18 protein-coding genes are annotated in these 16,838 nt (G+C 70.1%); 6 read left to right on the forward strand and 12 right to left on the reverse strand.

Annotated features, from left to right (window positions below):
• Nucleotides 1-70 precede the first annotated feature (70 nt).
• Nucleotides 71-1,219, forward strand: coding sequence for a sensor histidine kinase (locus EP757_RS38585; RefSeq protein ID WP_127553275.1), 1,149 nt, complete (start codon nucleotides 71-73; stop codon nucleotides 1,217-1,219).
• A 46-nt stretch (nucleotides 1,220-1,265) separates the two neighbouring features.
• On the forward strand, nucleotides 1,266-1,904 hold the full coding sequence (locus EP757_RS38590; protein WP_127553276.1) for a response regulator transcription factor: 639 nt from the start codon (nucleotides 1,266-1,268) through the stop codon (nucleotides 1,902-1,904).
• A gap of 140 nt (nucleotides 1,905-2,044) precedes the next feature.
• On the opposite strand, the gene EP757_RS38600 is transcribed toward EP757_RS38590, so the two are convergent.
• Nucleotides 2,045-3,064, reverse strand: a complete 1,020-nt coding sequence (locus tag EP757_RS38600; RefSeq protein ID WP_127553277.1) for a sulfotransferase — start codon at nucleotides 3,062-3,064, stop codon at nucleotides 2,045-2,047.
• A 115-nt stretch (nucleotides 3,065-3,179) separates the two neighbouring features.
• The gene (locus EP757_RS38605; RefSeq protein ID WP_127553278.1) at nucleotides 3,180-4,085 is read right to left on the reverse strand and encodes a DMT family transporter; all 906 of its coding nucleotides are present in this window, start codon (nucleotides 4,083-4,085) and stop codon (nucleotides 3,180-3,182) included.
• Between the two features lie 70 nt (nucleotides 4,086-4,155).
• On the opposite strand from EP757_RS38605, the gene EP757_RS38610 reads away from it, so the two are divergent.
• Nucleotides 4,156-5,061, forward strand: a complete 906-nt coding sequence (locus EP757_RS38610) for a LysR family transcriptional regulator (RefSeq protein ID WP_127553279.1) — start codon at nucleotides 4,156-4,158, stop codon at nucleotides 5,059-5,061.
• Here EP757_RS38610 and EP757_RS38615 read toward each other — a convergent pair.
• The 4 genes from EP757_RS38615 to EP757_RS38630 all read right to left on the reverse strand — a co-directional run bounded on the left by EP757_RS38615 (nucleotide 5,036) and on the right by EP757_RS38630 (nucleotide 8,861).
• Complete coding sequence (locus tag EP757_RS38615; protein WP_127553280.1) at nucleotides 5,036-5,557, reverse strand: GNAT family N-acetyltransferase; 522 nt, start codon at nucleotides 5,555-5,557, stop codon at nucleotides 5,036-5,038. The two genes, EP757_RS38610 and EP757_RS38615, sit on opposite strands and share 26 nt — an antisense overlap.
• 43 nt (nucleotides 5,558-5,600) lie before the next feature.
• The gene (locus tag EP757_RS38620) at nucleotides 5,601-6,155 is read right to left on the reverse strand and encodes a DUF305 domain-containing protein (RefSeq protein ID WP_127553281.1); all 555 of its coding nucleotides are present in this window, start codon (nucleotides 6,153-6,155) and stop codon (nucleotides 5,601-5,603) included.
• Nucleotides 6,140-6,904, reverse strand: a complete 765-nt coding sequence (locus EP757_RS38625) for a lytic polysaccharide monooxygenase (RefSeq protein ID WP_127553282.1) — start codon at nucleotides 6,902-6,904, stop codon at nucleotides 6,140-6,142. Before EP757_RS38625 ends, EP757_RS38620 begins: the two co-directional genes overlap by 16 nt.
• 514 nt (nucleotides 6,905-7,418) lie before the next feature.
• Nucleotides 7,419-8,861, reverse strand: a complete 1,443-nt coding sequence (locus EP757_RS38630) for a helix-turn-helix domain-containing protein (protein ID WP_174262490.1) — start codon at nucleotides 8,859-8,861, stop codon at nucleotides 7,419-7,421.
• A 129-nt stretch (nucleotides 8,862-8,990) separates the two neighbouring features.
• On the opposite strand from EP757_RS38630, the gene aceA reads away from it, so the two are divergent.
• Both aceA and aceB read left to right on the forward strand, forming a co-directional pair.
• Entirely contained in the window at nucleotides 8,991-10,277 is a 1,287-nt protein-coding gene (gene aceA / locus EP757_RS38635; protein ID WP_127553284.1) for an isocitrate lyase, read from the forward strand.
• Nucleotides 10,278-10,307: 30 nt separating this feature from the next.
• A complete protein-coding gene (aceB, locus tag EP757_RS38640; protein ID WP_127553285.1) occupies nucleotides 10,308-11,933 on the forward strand; it encodes a malate synthase A in 1,626 nt (541 codons plus the stop codon).
• Between the two features lie 50 nt (nucleotides 11,934-11,983).
• On the opposite strand, the gene EP757_RS38645 is transcribed toward aceB, so the two are convergent.
• The 3 genes from EP757_RS38645 to EP757_RS38655 all read right to left on the reverse strand — a co-directional run bounded on the left by EP757_RS38645 (nucleotide 11,984) and on the right by EP757_RS38655 (nucleotide 13,806).
• Nucleotides 11,984-12,622: a VOC family protein gene (locus tag EP757_RS38645; RefSeq protein ID WP_127553286.1), complete on the reverse strand. Its 639-nt coding sequence runs from the start codon at nucleotides 12,620-12,622 to the stop codon at nucleotides 11,984-11,986.
• 109 nt (nucleotides 12,623-12,731) lie between these two features.
• Entirely contained in the window at nucleotides 12,732-13,496 is a 765-nt protein-coding gene (locus EP757_RS38650; RefSeq protein ID WP_127553287.1) for a class I SAM-dependent methyltransferase, read from the reverse strand.
• A 10-nt stretch (nucleotides 13,497-13,506) separates the two neighbouring features.
• Entirely contained in the window at nucleotides 13,507-13,806 is a 300-nt protein-coding gene (locus tag EP757_RS38655) for a DUF1905 domain-containing protein (RefSeq protein WP_127553288.1), read from the reverse strand.
• A 108-nt stretch (nucleotides 13,807-13,914) separates the two neighbouring features.
• Between EP757_RS38655 and EP757_RS38660 the strand changes: the two genes are divergently transcribed.
• Nucleotides 13,915-15,303, forward strand: a complete 1,389-nt coding sequence (locus EP757_RS38660; protein ID WP_127553289.1) for a sulfatase-like hydrolase/transferase — start codon at nucleotides 13,915-13,917, stop codon at nucleotides 15,301-15,303.
• Here the strand turns inward: EP757_RS38660 and EP757_RS38665 are convergent.
• Genes EP757_RS38665 through EP757_RS38675 form a run of 3 tightly spaced genes read right to left on the reverse strand, consistent with a single transcriptional unit; the run spans nucleotide 15,278 to nucleotide 16,832 of the window.
• Nucleotides 15,278-15,799: a DUF402 domain-containing protein gene (locus EP757_RS38665; protein WP_232050229.1), complete on the reverse strand. Its 522-nt coding sequence runs from the start codon at nucleotides 15,797-15,799 to the stop codon at nucleotides 15,278-15,280. The two genes, EP757_RS38660 and EP757_RS38665, sit on opposite strands and share 26 nt — an antisense overlap.
• On the reverse strand, nucleotides 15,796-16,182 hold the full coding sequence (locus tag EP757_RS38670) for a RidA family protein (protein WP_127553290.1): 387 nt from the start codon (nucleotides 16,180-16,182) through the stop codon (nucleotides 15,796-15,798). The genes EP757_RS38665 and EP757_RS38670 overlap by 4 nt, the downstream gene beginning before the upstream one ends.
• Nucleotides 16,101-16,832 carry a phosphatase PAP2 family protein gene (locus tag EP757_RS38675; protein WP_127553291.1) on the reverse strand — a complete coding sequence of 244 codons (732 nt, stop codon included), beginning with the start codon at nucleotides 16,830-16,832 and terminating at the stop codon, nucleotides 16,101-16,103. The genes EP757_RS38670 and EP757_RS38675 overlap by 82 nt, the downstream gene beginning before the upstream one ends.
• Between the last annotated feature and the right edge of the window lie 6 nt (nucleotides 16,833-16,838).

A 16,838-nucleotide genomic window follows, 5' to 3' on the forward strand; every position in this document is an offset into this window, starting at 1 on the left:
CTCCGGGACGGCCCGGGGTCTTCCTTTCGGCCGATGGAGGGGTCCTGTCCAGCGCTTACGCTGGGTCACGATGCTGAACACGTTCTTCCTCCGCGCCGGTCAGGCCGCCGCCCTCGGCGTGCTGGCCCTGCTCGGCGTCATCGACCTCACCAGCGGCGGGATCGACCACGCGTACGTGCCGGCCCAGGTGGCGATCGCGGTCGCGGTGGCCGCCGTGTGGCTGCCCCGGCACCGGCACGGCTCCCGGGTGCTGCCGATCGCGGCGATCGCGGTGGCCGGCCTGTCGCTGTCGTTCACCCTGCTGCTCGTCTCCCGGCAGACCCTCGGCGGTGTCTGGGGGCTGGCCGAGGCGGCGGCGTTCCTCGGGGTCGCCGCCGTGGTGGCCCGGCACGCCCCTCCCGTGTGGGCGGTGCTCGCCTGCGCGGCGGTCGGCCTGGCCGTCGGCACGATGCCGCTGCGCGTCGGGCAATCCAGCATCTACGTGACGTTCGGGCTGGTTCAGGCTCTCGGCATCGCCGGCGCCATCGGCGCCGGCGTCACCCTGCGGACCATGGAGGGCAATCGGCGCCGGGCCCTTGATTCGGTACGGGCGGAGCAGCGTGCGGAGTTCGCTCGCGACCTGCACGACTTCATCGCCCACCACGTGACCGGGATCGTCGTGCAGGCACAGGGCGCCCGTTTCATCGCCGACCAGGACCCGAAGCGGGTTCTGGTCGCTCTCGAGCAGATCGAGCAGGCCGGCGCCGAGACGATGGCGTCGATGCGGCGGATGGTCGGGGTGCTGCGCGACCCTCAGTCACAACCGGACGCGCCGCTGGCACCGGTCGCCGGGGTCGGTGATCTGCCGGCCCTGGTGGAGCAGTTCACCGCGGCCGGGGACCTGCCGGCCCGGCTCGACACCGGCGGTGACGACGGGACGGGCCTGCCGGTGGAGATCTCCACCTCGGCGTACCGGGTGGTCATGGAGGCCCTGACCAACGCCCGGCAGCACGCGCGGCAGGCGACCGCCGTCGACGTGTGGCTGCGGCGTACCGATCATCAGCTGCTCCTGCGGGTCGCGAACGATGGACCGCCGCCCCGTCCGACCGGCCCGCGTGATCGTCCGGGGTACGGTCTTGCCGGGCTGGCCGAGCGGGTCCGCGCGGTCGGCGGGCGGATCTCCGCCGGTCCCGGCGTCGACGGCGGCTGGATCGTCGACGTGGCCCTGCCGCTTCCCTGACGTCGCCGCTTCCCCGACGTCGCCGCTCTCCTGACGGGGGTATTTCGTGATCCGCGTGCTCATCGCCGATGACCAGGCCATGGTCCGGACCGGCTTCGGCATGATCATCGGCGCGCAGCCGGACATGGAGGTCGTCGGCGAGGCCTCGGACGGCGTCGAGGCGGTCGCGGCGGCCCGGCGGCTGAAACCGGACGTGGCGCTCTTCGACATCCGGATGCCGAAGATGGACGGCCTGCAGGCCCTGAAGCTGCTGGCCGGACCGGGCGTGCCGGACCCCGTGAAGATCGTCGTCGTCACCACGTTCGACCTGGACGAATACGTTCATGCGGCCCTGCGCAACGGCGCGGCCGGATTCCTGCTCAAGGACTCCGGCCCGGCCCTGCTCGTCGAGGCGGTCCGCGCCGCCGTCTCCGGGGACGCCCTGATCAGCCCGTCCATCACGGTCCGGCTGCTCAAACACCTCGCCACCCCCGCCCAGCCCGCCGACGACAGCGGCCTGTCCCCGCGCGAGCTGGACGTGGTGAAGCTGACCGCCCGCGGCGCCACGAACGCCGAGATCGCCACCGAGCTGTTCATCTCGGTCGGAACCGTGAAGACGCATCTGGGCAGCGTGCACGCCAAGCTCGGCACCCGGAACCGGGTCGAGATCGCGGCCTGGGCCTGGGAACACCGCCTCGTCGGCTGACCCGCCGCACCGGCGCCCGGTCAGCCGGCGCCCGGTCAGCCGGCGCCCGGTCAGCCGGCGCCCGGTCAGCCGGCGCCCGGTCAGCCGGCGCCCGGTCAGCCGGCGCCCGGTCAGCCGGCGCCCGGTCAGCCGGCGCCCGGTCAGCCGGATCGCTGGCGGGTGGTCAGCTTGGCGGCGACCGGGGGTTCGCCGTGGCCGGTGCGCACCTGGGTCCACAGGTCCTTCGCCGCGCTGCGGGCCGGGCCCAGGCGGTGGCGGGCGATCAGTTTGGCGTCGGCTCGCATGCGGGCGCTGCGGGGCACCGGGAGCGACGGCAGGTAACCGAACTTCGCCAGCCGGTCGCCGAAGGCCGTCTCGCAGCGGCGCACCTCGTCCTCGGAGAGCCGGGACCGCCAGCTCGCCACGCGTTCGGTGGTCGGTGCCTGGTGGGTGAGGGTGTGCCAGGTCTTGTACTCGGGCACCGCCACCGAGGCCAACTGGTTCGGCTTCGTCATCGCCGGATCGAAGTCCTCCTGCAGGAAGTCGCAGATCCTGCGCAGGTGCGGCTCCGGGTCGGCGACCAGGTCCTCGTAGCGGACCAGGTGGTAGACGTCCGCGGGGTACCGGCGGGCGGCCAGCAGGGACGCGTCGGCGGACTGCGTCCAGTAGTCGATCAGCGTGTCGAACTCGGCGGGCTTCCACGGCGTCTCCTTGAGGGAGGAGACGCAGTCGCGGCCGTCGCGCATGATGTTGATGATCTGCGCGTCCGGGAAGAGGCGCAGGATCGTGGGCAGGTGCCGCAGGTAGAGCGGCCGCTTGTCGCCCCAGCGGGGTTTGCCGAAGCGGTCCGCGTACAGCTTGAAGACCGTGCCGAAGGCCGAGCCCAGGGTCGGCGGGGCCGCCACGACGGCGTCGATCGTCGTGTCCCGGTCCAGGCCCAGGTCCTCGAACTGGGCGGAGTCGGCGATCCACGTGCCCAGGGCGCGGCGGTTGCCTTCGACGGTGAGGTCGCCGAATTCGGCGCGCCGGCCGTACCCGGCGAGAAGGAATCTCGTCTCCGGCGGGATCGCGATCCGCCCATGGGCGTGCAGCATGAGCTGCAGCATCGTGGTGCCCGATCGGGGGCAGCCGACCACGAAGATCGGGCGATCAGTAGGTGTGATCCCACCCCGCGGCGCCATTGACACTCCTCTCCGGACCTTCTCGACTTCGTTGATCGTGAAGACTCAGAAAAGATTTCGCAACATGGCTGTGTGGGGCGGGTGTACACGCTGTCGCCACGCTGAGAGTTTTCTGTCAATCTCGACCGACGAGGTGAAGATCCTTCTCCGCTGGCCGGTTCCGGCCTGCCGGGGCGGCCGGACGGGTGGAGAACCAGCAGCCGATCACGATGAGCGCGAAGCCGGCGATCGTGGCCGGGCCGATCCTCTCGTTCAGCAGGACGACGCCGAGGCCGAGGGCGACGACCGGGTTGACGTACGTGACCAGTCCCGCCCGGTTCGAGCCGGCGAGCACGATGAGCCGGTAGAACGCGAGGAGCGCGACGGCGGTGCAGAACACGCCGAGCGCCACCAGCGCCGACCAGGAGTCGGCGCCGACCGGGCCGGACGGCAGGTTCATCAGGGCGAACGGCAGCAGGACGACAGTGGTGATGACGGTGGTGCCGACCGTCAGCGTCTCCGGCGGGATGCCGGCGGCCTTGCGCTGCACCAGCATCGTGGCGACCGCGTAGCTGATCGCGGCGGCCAGGACCATGCCGGCGCCGAGCAGGCCGTACCGATCACCGGAGACGTCCAGGCCGACCAGGACGATCACGCCGGCGAACCCGAGCACCAGGCCGGTGACGCGGATCGGGGTGAGCGGCTCGGTACGGGACAGCAGCAGGGCGATGGCGACCGGCTCGATGGCGATCAGAATGCCGGTGAGCGACGACGAGATGTGCTGCTCGCCGTACGTGATCAGCAGGAACGGGCCGACGATGTGCACCATCGCGATCAGCGCGACGATCCGCAGCCGTCCCCGCAGAGCCCCGAGGGTGCCGCGGGCCGCGGCGATCGGGATCAGCACGGCGGCCGCGATGGCGGTGCGGCCGGCGACCACGAAGACCGGCGAGAGGTCCACGATCGCGATCTTGATGAGGAAGTACGGGATTCCCCAGAGCACGGAGACGAGAGCGAAGAGAAGCCAGGCGAGACGATTCACGCAGTCAGCCTCACCCCGTACGGTAATAAGCGGTAGTGACGACTTGCTGTTGGCGTTTTAAGGAAAACTGATGATCGACACGCGTCGCCTGCAGATCCTGGCAGCAGTGGCCCAGCAGGGCAGCTTCAATCGCGCCGCCGCCGAACTGCGTCTCACGCCGTCGGCGGTGTCCCAGCAGATCGCCGCGCTGGAGCGGACCGTCGGCACGCCCGTGGTGCGGCGCAGCACCCGCGGGGTCGAGCTGACCGACGCCGGCCGGGTGCTCGTCGAGACCGCCGAGTCGATCACCGCCGAACTCCTCTGCGCCCAGGCCGAGATCGCGAAGATCACCGCGGCCCGGGTCGAGCGGCTCACCGTGGCGACCTTCACCAGCGGTGGCCAGCGGCTGCTGCCACCGGCGCTCACCCGGTTCACCGCGGCCCACCCGGGCGTCGAGCTGACCGTGATCGAGAGCGAGCCGGAGGACAGCCTCGGGCTGGTGCGCACCGGAGCCGCCGACATGGCGCTGTCGTACCACTTCGACGGCCCCCCGCCGGCACCGCCCGGCCTGACCTGGACGCCGCTGCTGGACGACCCGATGTGGATCGTCTTCCCGGCCGGCCATCCGCTCGCGGACCGCGGCTCGATCACGATCGCCGAGCTGGGCGCCGAACGCTGGGTGCACGGGTGCCTCGTGGTCGGGGACATGCTCGACCACTACGCGGCGATGGCCGGGTTCGAGGTGCGGACGTCGTGCCGGGGCACCGACTACCAGTTCGCGCAGTCGCTGGTCCGGGCCGGCGTCGGCATCAGCATGATCCCCGAGGTGGCGCTGACGGCCGACCGCAGCGGGCTCGCCGCGATCCGGCTCGCGCCGCCCGGCCCGTGCCGCCACGTCGGGGTGGCCACGCCGCGGCGGCGCACACCGAACCCCCTGGTGACGGAGGTGATGGACCTGCTCGGCGCGACCGTCACAGCGTTACCCAGTAACGCCTGACCCGGCCGATCTCGGAATCGCGGATGTCCTCCAGGACGCCGCCGTGCTTCTCGATCGTCCGCGCCGACGCCTCGTTCGTCACGTCACAGCTGATCATCACGCGGTCGATGCCGAGCTTCCCGGCCTCGCCGAGCATCTCGCCGAGAGCCCAGCTCGCCAGGCCGCGGCGGCGTGCCGAGGGGCGGATGCCGTACCCGATGTGCCCGCCCGCGCGGAACAGGAAGTCGTTGAGCGTGTGGCGCAACGAGATCGCGCCGAGCAGCTCGTCGTCCTCCACGATCCAGCGGTAGGTGCAGTGCACGAGACCCTCGGCCGCCGGGATCGCGGTGTCCTCCTCGGTACGCAGCCGGTTCACCCACGTCGCGAAACCGGCCGCGGACTCCACGTCGTCGTTCGGCCGCAGCCCCGAGCCGGGCTGGTGCACCGGACCCCACTCGGCGCGGGACCGCAGCCAGGCGTCGTGGAGCCGGATCGTCGGAGTGATCAGGTGAGGCATGCTCCGACCGTACAAAGAATGTGGTTGATCTTGCTCCCGATTCTCACCCGGAAGCCAGGGCGAGAAGGCGCTGGATCTGCCCCTGCCTGGTCGTGGTCATCGTCGCGGCCAGATTCGTCGCCTCGGGATACGAGCCGCCGTCCGCCTGCATCCGCAGCGTCTCCATCGTGTTGTGCAGGTTGCCGAGCAGCAGCGCCACCGCGATCCGATCGAGGTCGGCGCCCCGCGCGGCCTTCAACCCGTCGATGTCGCCCGGTTGCAGGGCGTGCAGATCGCCGTGCCCGGCATGCAGCCCTTGATCCTTGTTCGCCGTCAGTGGCTGATCCCAATCGGTCAGCCAGGCGGTCATCGTCGCCTTCTCGGACTGCCACTGACCGAGCAGCTCGGTGGCGATCTCGCGGATCGCGATCGTGGAGGCCGACGTCTCCGCCACCGCCGCGATCTGCTCGCCCTCGCCGATCTGCGCGAGCGTCATCTGCGCGAACATCACATCGGTCGCGTTGTGCGGTTCCTCGTCGGCGCCGCACCCGGGAAGCAGCAGGGTGAGCAGCAGGAGGAGACCCCCTGCTGCTCGCCTGGCTGCTAGACCGCGGCCCACAGCGCCGCGACGTACGGAGGCTCCCAGCCGCTGATCGCGGTGTGCGCCTGCCGGCACTGGTAGGTCCGGCCGCTGTAGGTCACCCGGTCACCGACCTTGTAGGTGGTACCGGCCGCCCAGGTCGTCGTGCCCGCGGTGGCCGTGGGGGTCGGCGTCGCCGTCGGGCTCGTCGTGGCGGTCGGGGTCGGCGTCGGGCTGGACGTCGCGGTCGGCGTCGGCGTCGGGTTCGTCGTGGCGCCGCCGAAGTTCAGGTCGACACACGAGTAGAACGCGTTGACGGTGTCCGAGATGTTCCAGCGGGCCAGAACGGTCTGCCGGCCCGAGTACCCGGCGAAGTTCACCGTGTGGCTCTTCGTGGCGCCGGGCTGCGCGCCGCCGTCGTTGAACGACGCCACCACCTTGTTGCCGATCAGGTACTCCCACGTCGCGGTCGAGTGCCGCGCCGTGAGCACCCAGTTGAAGGTGACGCTCGTACCGACCGTGGCGGCCGGCCAGGACTTGCTGTTGTCGTTCAGCACAGTGAAACGGCTGCCGCCACCGTTGCACTGCGTCGAGCCCTTCGGCTGCTCGACGCTCTGAGGTTCGTAGACGATGTCGCCGCAGCCGCTCACAGCGCCGCTCGCGCAGTTGGCCTGGCGGCTGGGCGGGGACGAGATGTAGCCGTGCGCGGACGCCGGGGAGACGGCCACGAAGAGGGATCCGGTCAGGGCTGCGACGGTCAGCGCGGGCAGTGTGAACCAGCGTTTCATCCAGGTACTCCCATGTAGGAGGTGCGGGGATGTTCATCAACGTAAATTAAGTTCTCTTAACAGTAAATAGTGTTAAGGATTCTTTAGGGATCACGTCGCGAGTCGCCTGAGGTGCGGGAACGCGTGAGAGCGCTCCATCGGGCCGCTCGCAGATCGTGAACGGGATGGGGCTGTGACTCATGGCCGTCCCGCAGCCCGTCGTTGTCGGCCGCTGGCAGCTGTGACTCATGGCTGTCCCGCGACCGAATCGACAGCAATGAGCCACAGCCAAACCCGCCCGGCCGTGACCCATGACCGTCCCGCAGCCCGAACGACAGCAATGGGTCACAGCCGGTCGTTGTCGGCCGCTGTCAGCTGTGACTCATGGCTGTCCCGCTCCCCGAACGACAGCAATGGGTCACAGCCAAACCCGCCCGGCTGTGACCCATTGCTGTCCCGCAGCCCGAACGACAGCAATGAGCCACAGCCGCGCCGCAACCCCACTCCAACGCCAGATCGCGGAGCCCGGGACCTACTACGCCCGCCGCTCCAAGAAGTCGTAAACGTCCCGGTTGTCCACTCCAGGGAACGTCCCCGGCGGCAACGCGGCCAGCAGATGCGAGTGCACCCGGGCGCTCGGCCAGGCATTCCCCGCCCACCGATCCACCAGCGAGACGGGCGGACGACGGCAGCAGTCCGGATCCGGGCAGTGCGAGACGGTCCGGCCGGCCACGTCGCCGCCGCGGAACCAGCGGGCGTGCTCGTAGGGCGTCCCCACGGTCACCGAGAACAGGCCGGAGCTGGTCGACTCCACGTGGACGGTGCACCAGTACGTGCCGGCGGTGGTGTCGGTGAACTGGTAGAACGACGAGTACGGATCGTCGGCTTCGAAGACCGTGCGGGATGCCCACTTGCGGCACACCGGCTGTCCTTCGATCGCGCCGGTCACGTCGGACGGGAAGCGCACGTTGTCGTTCTCGTAGGCCTTGTAGACGATGCCGCTCTCGTGGACCCGGGCGAAGTGCACCGGGATGCCGAAGTGGTGGGTCGCCAGGTTGGTGAACCGGTGGGCGGCGGTCTCGTAGGAGACGCCGAACGCGTCGCGGAAGTCGTCGATGGCGAGGGCCCGGTCGGCTTTCGCGTCGGCCAGGAAGCCGGCGGCGAACTTCTCCGGCATGAGCAGCGCCGCCGCGAAGTAGTTGACCTCGACCCGCTGGCGCAGGAAGTCGCCGTAGTCGGCCGGGTCGTTGTGGCCGAGCACGAAGTGCCCGAGCGTCTGCAGCACCACGGCCCGCGGGTCATGGCCCTTGCCGCTGGCGACCTGCGGCAGGTAGATCCGCCGGTTCTTCAGGTCGGTGACGGACCGGGTGGAGCTGGGCAGGTCGTTGACGTAGTGCAGGGTGAAGCCGATCTGCGCGGCGATGTCCAGGATGCCGCGCTGCGACAGCGGACCCGTGGTGTGCCGTACCGATTGCAGGACCTGCGCCGCCGCCTGCTCGATCTCCGCGAAGTAGTTGTTGCGTTTGCGCATCTCCGCCCGCAGCTGCGCGTTGGCGCGGCGGGCCACCTCGGGGGTCGCGCTCTGCTCGGTGAGCACCCGGTTGAGCTCGCGGTGCATGCCGATCAGCGACTCGAGCGCGTCGGCCGGGAGCCGGCGGCCGGCCTTCACCACCGGCAGGCCGAGCGCCTGATAGGCGGGGTTCTGCTGGAAGTGCGCCAGCTCGATCTCCAGCCCGGCGCGCCTGCTGGGCGCTTCCGGACGAAGAAGATCCTGCATGGGTACGCCGAGCGCCTGTGCGATCGCCTGCAGGACGGAGAGTTTCGGCTCCCGCTTCCCGTTCTCGATGAGCGAGAGCTGTGACGGCGCCCGGCCGACCGCCTCGCTGAGCTGGTCGAGCGTCATGCCTTTGGTGCGGCGCAGGTGCCGGAGTCGCTGGCCGAGCGTCACGAGGTCGACGTCAGAAGGTGAAGCGGTCACGGGTTTCACCGTAACAGAATTTTTGCATTTCTTCGCACACGGAACCCCTTCAAGACCCCGTACACCGTCCGTGAAAGTGAAGTTCTTCCAAACGGGAGACGCGACAGGGCAGGAAAGGGATCTTTCGTCATGACTGAGCTGACCGGTAACCGTGGCGGTACCGCAGAGGACCTCACTCGGAAATGGGCCAGTGACCCTCGCTGGACCGGCGTCAAGCGTGACTACACCGCGCAGGACGTCGTCAAGCTGCGGGGCACCCTGCAGGAACGGCACACCCTCGCCGAGCGCGGCGCCGCGAAGCTGTGGGACCTGCTGCACACCGAGGACTACATCAACGCTCTCGGCGCCCTCACCGGCGGCCAGGCGACGCAGATGGTGCGCGCCGGCCTGAAGGCGATCTACCTGTCCGGCTGGCAGGTCGCCGCCGACGCCAACCTCTCCGGCCACACCTACCCGGACCAGTCGCTCTACCCGGCCAACTCGGTTCCCGCGGTGGTCCGGCGGATCAACAACGCGCTGCTGCGCGCCGACCAGATCGACACCTCGAACGCCAAGTACGAGCGCGACTGGTTCGCCCCGATCGTCGCCGACGCGGAGGCCGGCTTCGGTGGCCCGCTCAACGCGTTCGAGCTGATGAAGGCGATGATCGCGGCCGGCGCCGCGGGCGTGCACTGGGAGGACCAGCTCGCCAGCGAGAAGAAGTGCGGCCACCTCGGCGGCAAGGTGCTGATCCCGACGCAGCAGCACGTCCGCACGCTGAACGCGGCCCGCCTCGCCGCGGACGTGGCCGGCGTCCCGACGCTGGTGATCGCCCGCACCGACGCCCTCGCGGCCGACCTGCTCACCACCGACGTGGACGAGCGCGACCAGCCGTTCCTCACCGGCGAGCGCACCGCGGAGGGCTTCTTCCGGGTCCGGCCCGGCGAGGAGTCGGCGATCGCCCGCGGTGTCGCGTACGCCGACTACGCCGACCTGCTCTGGGTCGAGACCGGCAAGCCCGACCTGGAGTTCGCGAAGCGGTTCGCCGAGGCCGTGCACGCCAAGCACCCCGGCAAGATGCTGGCCTACAACTGCTCGCCGTCGTTCAACTGGAAGAAGAACCTGGACGACGCCGACATCGCCCGCTTCCAGAAGGAGCTCGGGGCGATGGGTTACAAGTTCCAGTTCGTCACCCTGGCCGGCTTCCACGCGCTCAACCACTCGATGTTCGAGCTGGCGAAGGGTTACGCCGAGACCGGCATGACCGCGTACGTGAAGCTCCAGGAGGCCGAGTTCGCGGCCGAGGCCGACGGCTACACCGCCACGAAGCACCAGGCCGAGGTCGGCACCGGTTACTTCGACGCCGTGTCCACCGCCCTGAACCCGGACAGCAGCACCACCGCGCTGTCGGGTTCCACCGAGGCCGAGCAGTTCTAAAGCTCTTATCAGGGAAGAGGCAGGGACATCATGGGCGCCGAAGAGATCACCATCACCGGTACGGCCGACGGCCGCTACTCCGAGATCCTGACCACCGAGGCCGTCGAGTTCATCGTGGCTCTCGACCGCGAGTTCGGCGCCCGCCGGGTGCAGCTGCTGGAGCGCCGCCGGCGCCGCCGGGCCACCCGGACCACCGACCTGGACTTCCTGGTCTCCACCCGGCACGTGCGGGACGACCTGTCCTGGCAGGTCGCTCCCGCCGCGCCGGACCTCACCGACCGGCGGGTCGAGATCACCGGCCCGCCGGAGCGCAAGATGACCATCAACGCGCTGAACTCGGGCGCGAAGGTGTGGATGGCCGACTTCGAGGACGCCACCGCTCCCACCTGGGAGAACGTCGTCCTGGGCCAGGCCAACCTCAAGGACGCGCTGGACGGGAAGCTGGACTTCACGTCCTCGGACGGCAAGCGGTACGCCATCGGCGCGACCATGCCGACGATCATGGTCCGGCCGCGCGGCTGGCACCTGCCCGAGTGCCACCTGCGGATCGGCGGCCGGGCGGTCTCCGCGTCCCTGTTCGATTTCGGTCTCTACCTGTTCCACTGCGGGCAGAAGCAGATCGACCGGGGCAGCGGGCCGTACTTCTACCTGCCGAAGATGGAGTCACACCTGGAGGCCCGCCTCTGGAACGACGTCTTCGTCTACGCCCAGGAGTACCTCGGCATCCCCCGCGGCACGATCCGCGCCACCGTGCTCATCGAGACGATCAACGCGGCGTTCGAGATGGAAGAGATCCTGTACGAGCTGCGTGAGCACTCTGCCGGCCTCAACGCCGGGCGGTGGGACTACCTGTTCAGCATGATCAAGAACCGTCCCGACGCGGTGCTGCCCGAGCGCTCCCAGGTCACCATGACGACACCGTTCATGCGGGCGTACACGGAGTTGCTCGTCCGTACCTGTCACAAGCGCGGCGCCCACGCGATCGGTGGCATGGCCGCGGTGGTGCCGAGCCGTGACCCGGTCGCCGCGAAGCGGGCGCTCAACCAGGTCCGCCAGGACAAGCGCCGCGAGGTCGGCGACGGCTTCGACGGCTCCTGGGTCGCGCACCCCGGTCTCGTCGAGACCTGCCGCGAGGTGTTCGACCAGTGGCTGGGCGACGAGCCGCACCAGATCGTGCGCAAGCGCGAGGACGTGCGGGTCACCGCCGCCGAGCTGCTCGACGTCCGCACCACGGACGTGACGGTCAGCGAGGTCGCGCTGCGTACCAACGTCAGTGTCGCGCTGCGCTACATCGCGGCCTGGCTCGGTGGCCGCGGCGCGGTCGCCCTCGGCGGTCTCATGGAGGACGCCGCCACCGCGGAGATCTGCCGGGCCCAGCTCTGGCAGTGGATCTCCTCGGGAACGCTCACCGACTACGGCGTGCCGGTCACGGCAGCCCTGGTCACCCGCATGCTCCGCGAGGAACTGGACGTTCTCAGCGAGACCGGCGCGTTGGACGAGGACGCGGCCCGGTGCTTCGGCCAGGCCCGGACGCTGCTGACCGTCCTGCTCACCGAGCGGACCTGCCCGGAGTTCCTCACCCTGCCGGCCTACCTACGGCACCTGTCCGGCGGGGTGGCGGCTCCGGTCACCGCTCAGGCTCCTGTCGCGGCCTGACGCGGTACGAGAGAGGCGGGGCGGCTCGGGCCGCCCCGCCTCTTTCCCGTCTATCCCCGGTCCTGCCAGGTGCACAGGCACACCTTGTTGCCGTCCGGATCGGCCAGCACCCAGAAACTCGGCGCCTGCTCATCGCTGACCAGCGACCCGCCGGCCGCGATCGCCGCCTCGATCCGGCCGCGCACCTCGGACGGATCCACCCACAGGTCCGGATGCCACCGCTGCCGGGGTTCGTCGCCGCCGGACCGCTGGAACCACAGCGTGGGCAGCGAACCGCTCGGATCCTTCAGCTCGTCGTCGCCCTTCTCGCCGCCGAACACGGCCTCCCAGAACGGCAGCACCTTCCCGATCTCCGGCGTGTCCAGCGCGAACTCCAGGCCGGCGAGCCCCGCACGCTCCAGCGGCACCCCGGCCTGCGCGGCGAGGTCAGCGATCGTCCGGGCCATCCGCAGGTCCCGCCCGGTCACCGCACCCACGTCGTGACTGATCAGCCGCACGTCCACCCAGGTGTACCGCAGGTCCAGATCAGGATGGTGGTCCGCCGCCTCGGCCGCCGCCCCAATAGCGTTCACCAGCGACAACCCGGTGCCGAAGCTCCCTGTCCGCAGCCGCGTCCGCAGCGACCCGAGCAGATAGACCCACCCGTCCGGCGCCTGTTCCACGATCTCCCGTGCCGTCAGTCTCGTCATGCCCCCATGCTTCCCCCGATTCCACGATCCCGGGGAGGGTGGGCGCACCGGCGATGCGAACGAATGATCCCAGGGCCGGGCCGACACCGAACTCAGGCCGACACCGAACTCAGGCGGACGGCCGACGGGTGAGGGCGAGGAGCCGGAAGACCGGATCCGGCCTCGGTAGGTCCTGGTCCGGCAGCGCCGCGATGGCCCGGCAGATCTCGCCGGCTGCCGAGGGAGGCGCCCACGGCATCTGCCCGGCCTCGATCCCGGACCGCCACCGCCGCGGAGTCCGTCCCTGACCGACCCCGGCGAACGACGCCTCGCCCGCCGCGGTGAGACCGTGCCGGTCCCCGAGGGCGAGGAGTCTGTCGCGGGCGTCGGTGCGGTGGCGGGCATGGGCGTCACGCCAGGGGAGGGTGACTCCGGCCAGGTCGCTCGCCACGGCGAACGGCGCCTCGTTCTTGTCGACGGTCGTGATGAGCACGCCGCCGGGACGCAGCACCCGCGCCGCCTCGGCGATCACCGGTTCGGCGTCGGGGAGCAGGTGCAGCAGCCACACCATCACCACCGCGTCGACCGAGGTGGCACGGAGCGGAAGCGCCACGGCATCACCCCGCACGATCCGGCCGGGAAGGCGCGACCCGGCCCGCGCGAGCATGCCCGGAGCCCGATCGACGCCCACCACGAAGACCGGCCCCGCACCGCCCGGCGGCCGGGAGCGCAGGAGGGTGGTGACGATGGCGGTGCCGCATGCCACGTCGGCTATCACCCGTACGGAAAGGGGGAGAAGCCCGGCCACCGCCGAGGCCGCAGCCTGCGCACGCGCCTCTCCCCCGCGGGTCCGGTCGTAGTCGGCGGCCTCGCGGTCGTAATCGACGAGGGTCACGGTCGACAGGCTAGTAGTCGAGCAGCTCCACGGTCACCGACGCCACGTCGCCGGGCTCCAGCGACTCGGCCGTGCGGACCGCTCGCTTGATCGGCAGCACGAAGGGGCCGCCGCCGCCCGGGAAGATCGAGGTCTTCCATGTGGTCTCGCCCACTGTCACCCGCACCCGGACCGAGCCGAAGCCGCGCCGCGAGCCGGCCGTCAGCTCACGGATCAGCTCGGAGGAGTCGGCGGGCAGGCTCACGAAAGTCCAGCTCTCGTCGCGTCGAGCAGACCAGATCCACAACTCCCCCTCGAATTCGACAAGCACCCGGAGACCCTCTCACAGGGGTATGACAACGAGAGTGGGATAGTCCTTTACTCCTATCGGCATGGGGGTTAATGTCGGCAGCGCCTTCCGAGATCCACAGGAGACGATGTGACGAACCGTGGGACCACCCGCCGCGGAGTTTTCGGCGCGCTCGCCGGCGCTGCCGCAGTAACGGCTCTGCCGGCCGAGGCCGCCGCAGCGACGACGGAGAGCCCGTTCAGGGCGGCGCCGGGGAAGAACGCCAAGCGGCCGAACATCCTGTTCATCCTCGCCGACGACCTGGGCTGGGCCGACCTGAGCAGCTACGGCTCGCCGGACATCAGGACGCCGAACCTGGACCGGCTGGCGAAGGCCGGCGTGCGGTTCACCCAGGGCTACTCGTCCGGCGCGGTCTGCTCGCCGACGCGGGTGGCGCTCTACACCGGCCGCCTCCCCGGGCGCACCCCGGGCGGCCTGCCCGAGCCGATCGGCAGCGTCAACGAGCGGGACGGCATCCCGGCCGACCATCCGACCCTGGCCTCGCTGCTCAAGGGCAAGGGCTACGCGACCGCCCTGATCGGCAAGTGGCACGGCGGTTTCCTGCCGCACTTCAGCCCGCTGCGGACCGGCTGGGACTACTTCTTCGGCAACTACTCCGGCGGCGTGGACTACTACTCGAAGTACAGCCACACCGGTAAGTACGACCTGTTCGAGGGCGAGACCGAGGTCCCGAACGACGGCCGCTACTACACCGACGTGATCGCCGACAAGGCCGAGGAGTACATCGGCAGGAGGCACGACAGGCCCTGGCTGCTCAACCTCAACTTCACCAGCCCGCACTGGCCGTGGGAGGCCCCCGGCGATCAGAAGATCAGCGAGGAGATCACCGCCAAGATCAAGGCGGGCAACCTCCAGGCGATCTTCCACAACGACGGCGGGTCCCTGGAGACCTACACCAGGATGGTGGAGAACCTGGACAAGCGCATCGGCCAGGTGCTGACCGCGCTGCGCCGGACCGGCCAGGAGGAGAACACCCTGGTCGTCTTCGCGAGCGACAACGGCGGTGAGCGGTTCTCGTACAACTGGCCCCTCACCGGCAACAAGGCCAGCCTGAGCGAGGGCGGCATCCGGGTGCCCACGATCCTGCGCTGGCCGGCCCGGATCCGGTCGGGCCAGGTCAGCCACGAGCCGGTGGTCACGCACGACTGGACGGCCACGCTGCTGGAGATCGCCGGCGCCGCGCCCGACCCGGACTACCCGCTCGACGGCACCAGCCTGGCCGGTTATCTCCTGCGCGGCTCGGACGTGCCGGACCGGGATCTGTTCTGGCGCACCCGGGCGAACCGCGCCCTGCGCCGGGGCAAGTGGAAGTACCTGCGCCTGTCCACCAGCGACGCCCTCTACGACGTCGAGGCCGACCCGCGCGAGCAGGCCAACCTCGCCGCCAAGCACCCGGAGATCGTCGCCGAGCTCCGGGCGAAGTGGGAGCAGATCAACGCGGGGCTGCTGAGCTACTGAGATAGGCCGCGAGCCGGTGCGCACCCGCCGTCTCGAACGGCTGGACCGCCTCGGTGAGCAGTCCGACCAGGTCATCGGTGGTCGCGAGCGCCTTCGCGATCACCGGCGCCGGGTAGGAGTAGAGGATCCGGTGCTCGGCGAACTCGTCCTCGTCGAGCACCCGCACCGAGCCGTCGAAGAGCCGGATCACATCAAGATCAAGATCAACTGCTGAGACCACCCCGTCCTCGTACGCCGGCAGGCTCGTGACGTCGATGTACACGGCGACTTCGGTGTCCGCTGACGACGGGTTGAAGCTGGCGATCCACTCCCCCTCGACCGGGACGAGCGTGACGAAATCGTGGGGCTCGAGGACCGGGTCCTCGTACCCCCTCTGCATGACCGTCCCGGCGCGCGTGCCGAACCACAGCCCGTGCTCGTCCGAACCGAGCGGCTCCATCGCGTAGTGCCAGTGCAGCTTGCCGCCCCACTTGGTGAACCGCATCCGGGCCGTCACGCGGCCACCGCCGCCGTCGCCTCCACCTCGACGAGCAGGTCCGGGTGGAACAGCCCGGCCACCCGCACGAGCGAGCTGGCCGGCGGCTGCTTCACGTCGACGAACTCGTCACGGACCCGGCGCACCGCCGGGAGATCGTCGACCCCGGTCACGAAGAAGGTCAGCTTCACCACGTCGGGCCAGCCGGCGCCGGCCGCCGCCAGCACCTCCGTCAGGTTCTGGAAGACGAGACGCGTCTGCGCCTCCCAGCCCGCCGGGATGCTGCCGTCGGCGGCCATCGGCACCTGGCCGGATGTGAGGATCAGCCGGCTGCCCGCAGCGATCGAGACGACGGGACTGAATCCGTTCGGCGCTGGCGGGGAAGGGAAGTCGAGCGTAGCCATGGGCCCACCCTACGGTCCAAGATGGCCCGTGACATCACGATGACGCAGGTGGTGCCGTTGATGAACGCGGCGACGATGTCGCTCGGGTGGTGCATGCCGCGGTAGACCCGGGACAGGGCCACGCTGATCGGCACCAGCACGAGCAGCCAGCAGAGCGCCTTGAGCCAGGTGTGCCGGGCCAGGCCGGCGAGCAGCAGCGCGAGACCGAGGTAGAGCGCGACCGACGCCGAGGTGTGCCCGGACGGGAAACTGCTGGTCGGCGGCGACTGGTCGAGGCGCTGCACGTCCGGCCGGGGACGGTCGATGGCCAGCGTCGTGAAGTAGAAGACCAGCGCCTGCGCGGTGACCGCGAGACACAGGAAGATCGACTCACGCCAGCGGTGCAGGACCAGCCGCAGGATCACCGCGACGACAGCGGTGACCGCGATGATCCACCCGGTGTTCGCCACGTTGCTGGTCCAGCCGGACAGCTCGGTGAGCGACGCGGTGCGGTCGGCGGCGAACTCGCGGTTCACCCCGTCCTCGACGGTCAGCGGCCACCAGTGCGCCGCCTGGTGGGTGAGCAGAAGACCGAGTCCGATCAGGAACACGAGTAGGGCGCCGATCGGCAGCACGATCGACTTGGCGGCCTGCTTAACCACAGCGAACATGGTCGC

The sequence above is a fragment of the Actinoplanes sp. OR16 genome, assembly GCF_004001265.1.
Lineage (GTDB): Bacteria > Actinomycetota > Actinomycetes > Mycobacteriales > Micromonosporaceae > Actinoplanes.

Excerpts from the sequence above, each read along its gene's own strand:
- EP757_RS38585 (WP_127553275.1), top strand. The coding sequence starts at position 71 with ATGCTGAACACGTTCTTCCTCCGCGCCGGTCAGGCCGCCGCCCTCGGC.
- EP757_RS38600 (WP_127553277.1), bottom strand. The coding sequence starts at position 3,064 with ATGGCGCCGCGGGGTGGGATCACACCTACTGATCGCCCGATCTTCGTG.
- EP757_RS38610 (WP_127553279.1), top strand. The coding sequence starts at position 4,156 with ATGATCGACACGCGTCGCCTGCAGATCCTGGCAGCAGTGGCCCAGCAG.
- EP757_RS38615 (WP_127553280.1), bottom strand. The coding sequence starts at position 5,557 with ATGCCTCACCTGATCACTCCGACGATCCGGCTCCACGACGCCTGGCTG.
- EP757_RS38625 (WP_127553282.1), bottom strand. The coding sequence starts at position 6,904 with ATGAAACGCTGGTTCACACTGCCCGCGCTGACCGTCGCAGCCCTGACC.
- aceA (WP_127553284.1), top strand. The coding sequence starts at position 8,991 with ATGACTGAGCTGACCGGTAACCGTGGCGGTACCGCAGAGGACCTCACT.
- aceB (WP_127553285.1), top strand. The coding sequence starts at position 10,308 with ATGGGCGCCGAAGAGATCACCATCACCGGTACGGCCGACGGCCGCTAC.
- EP757_RS38645 (WP_127553286.1), bottom strand. The coding sequence starts at position 12,622 with ATGACGAGACTGACGGCACGGGAGATCGTGGAACAGGCGCCGGACGGG.
- EP757_RS38670 (WP_127553290.1), bottom strand. The coding sequence starts at position 16,182 with ATGGCTACGCTCGACTTCCCTTCCCCGCCAGCGCCGAACGGATTCAGT.
- EP757_RS38675 (WP_127553291.1), bottom strand. The coding sequence starts at position 16,832 with ATGTTCGCTGTGGTTAAGCAGGCCGCCAAGTCGATCGTGCTGCCGATC.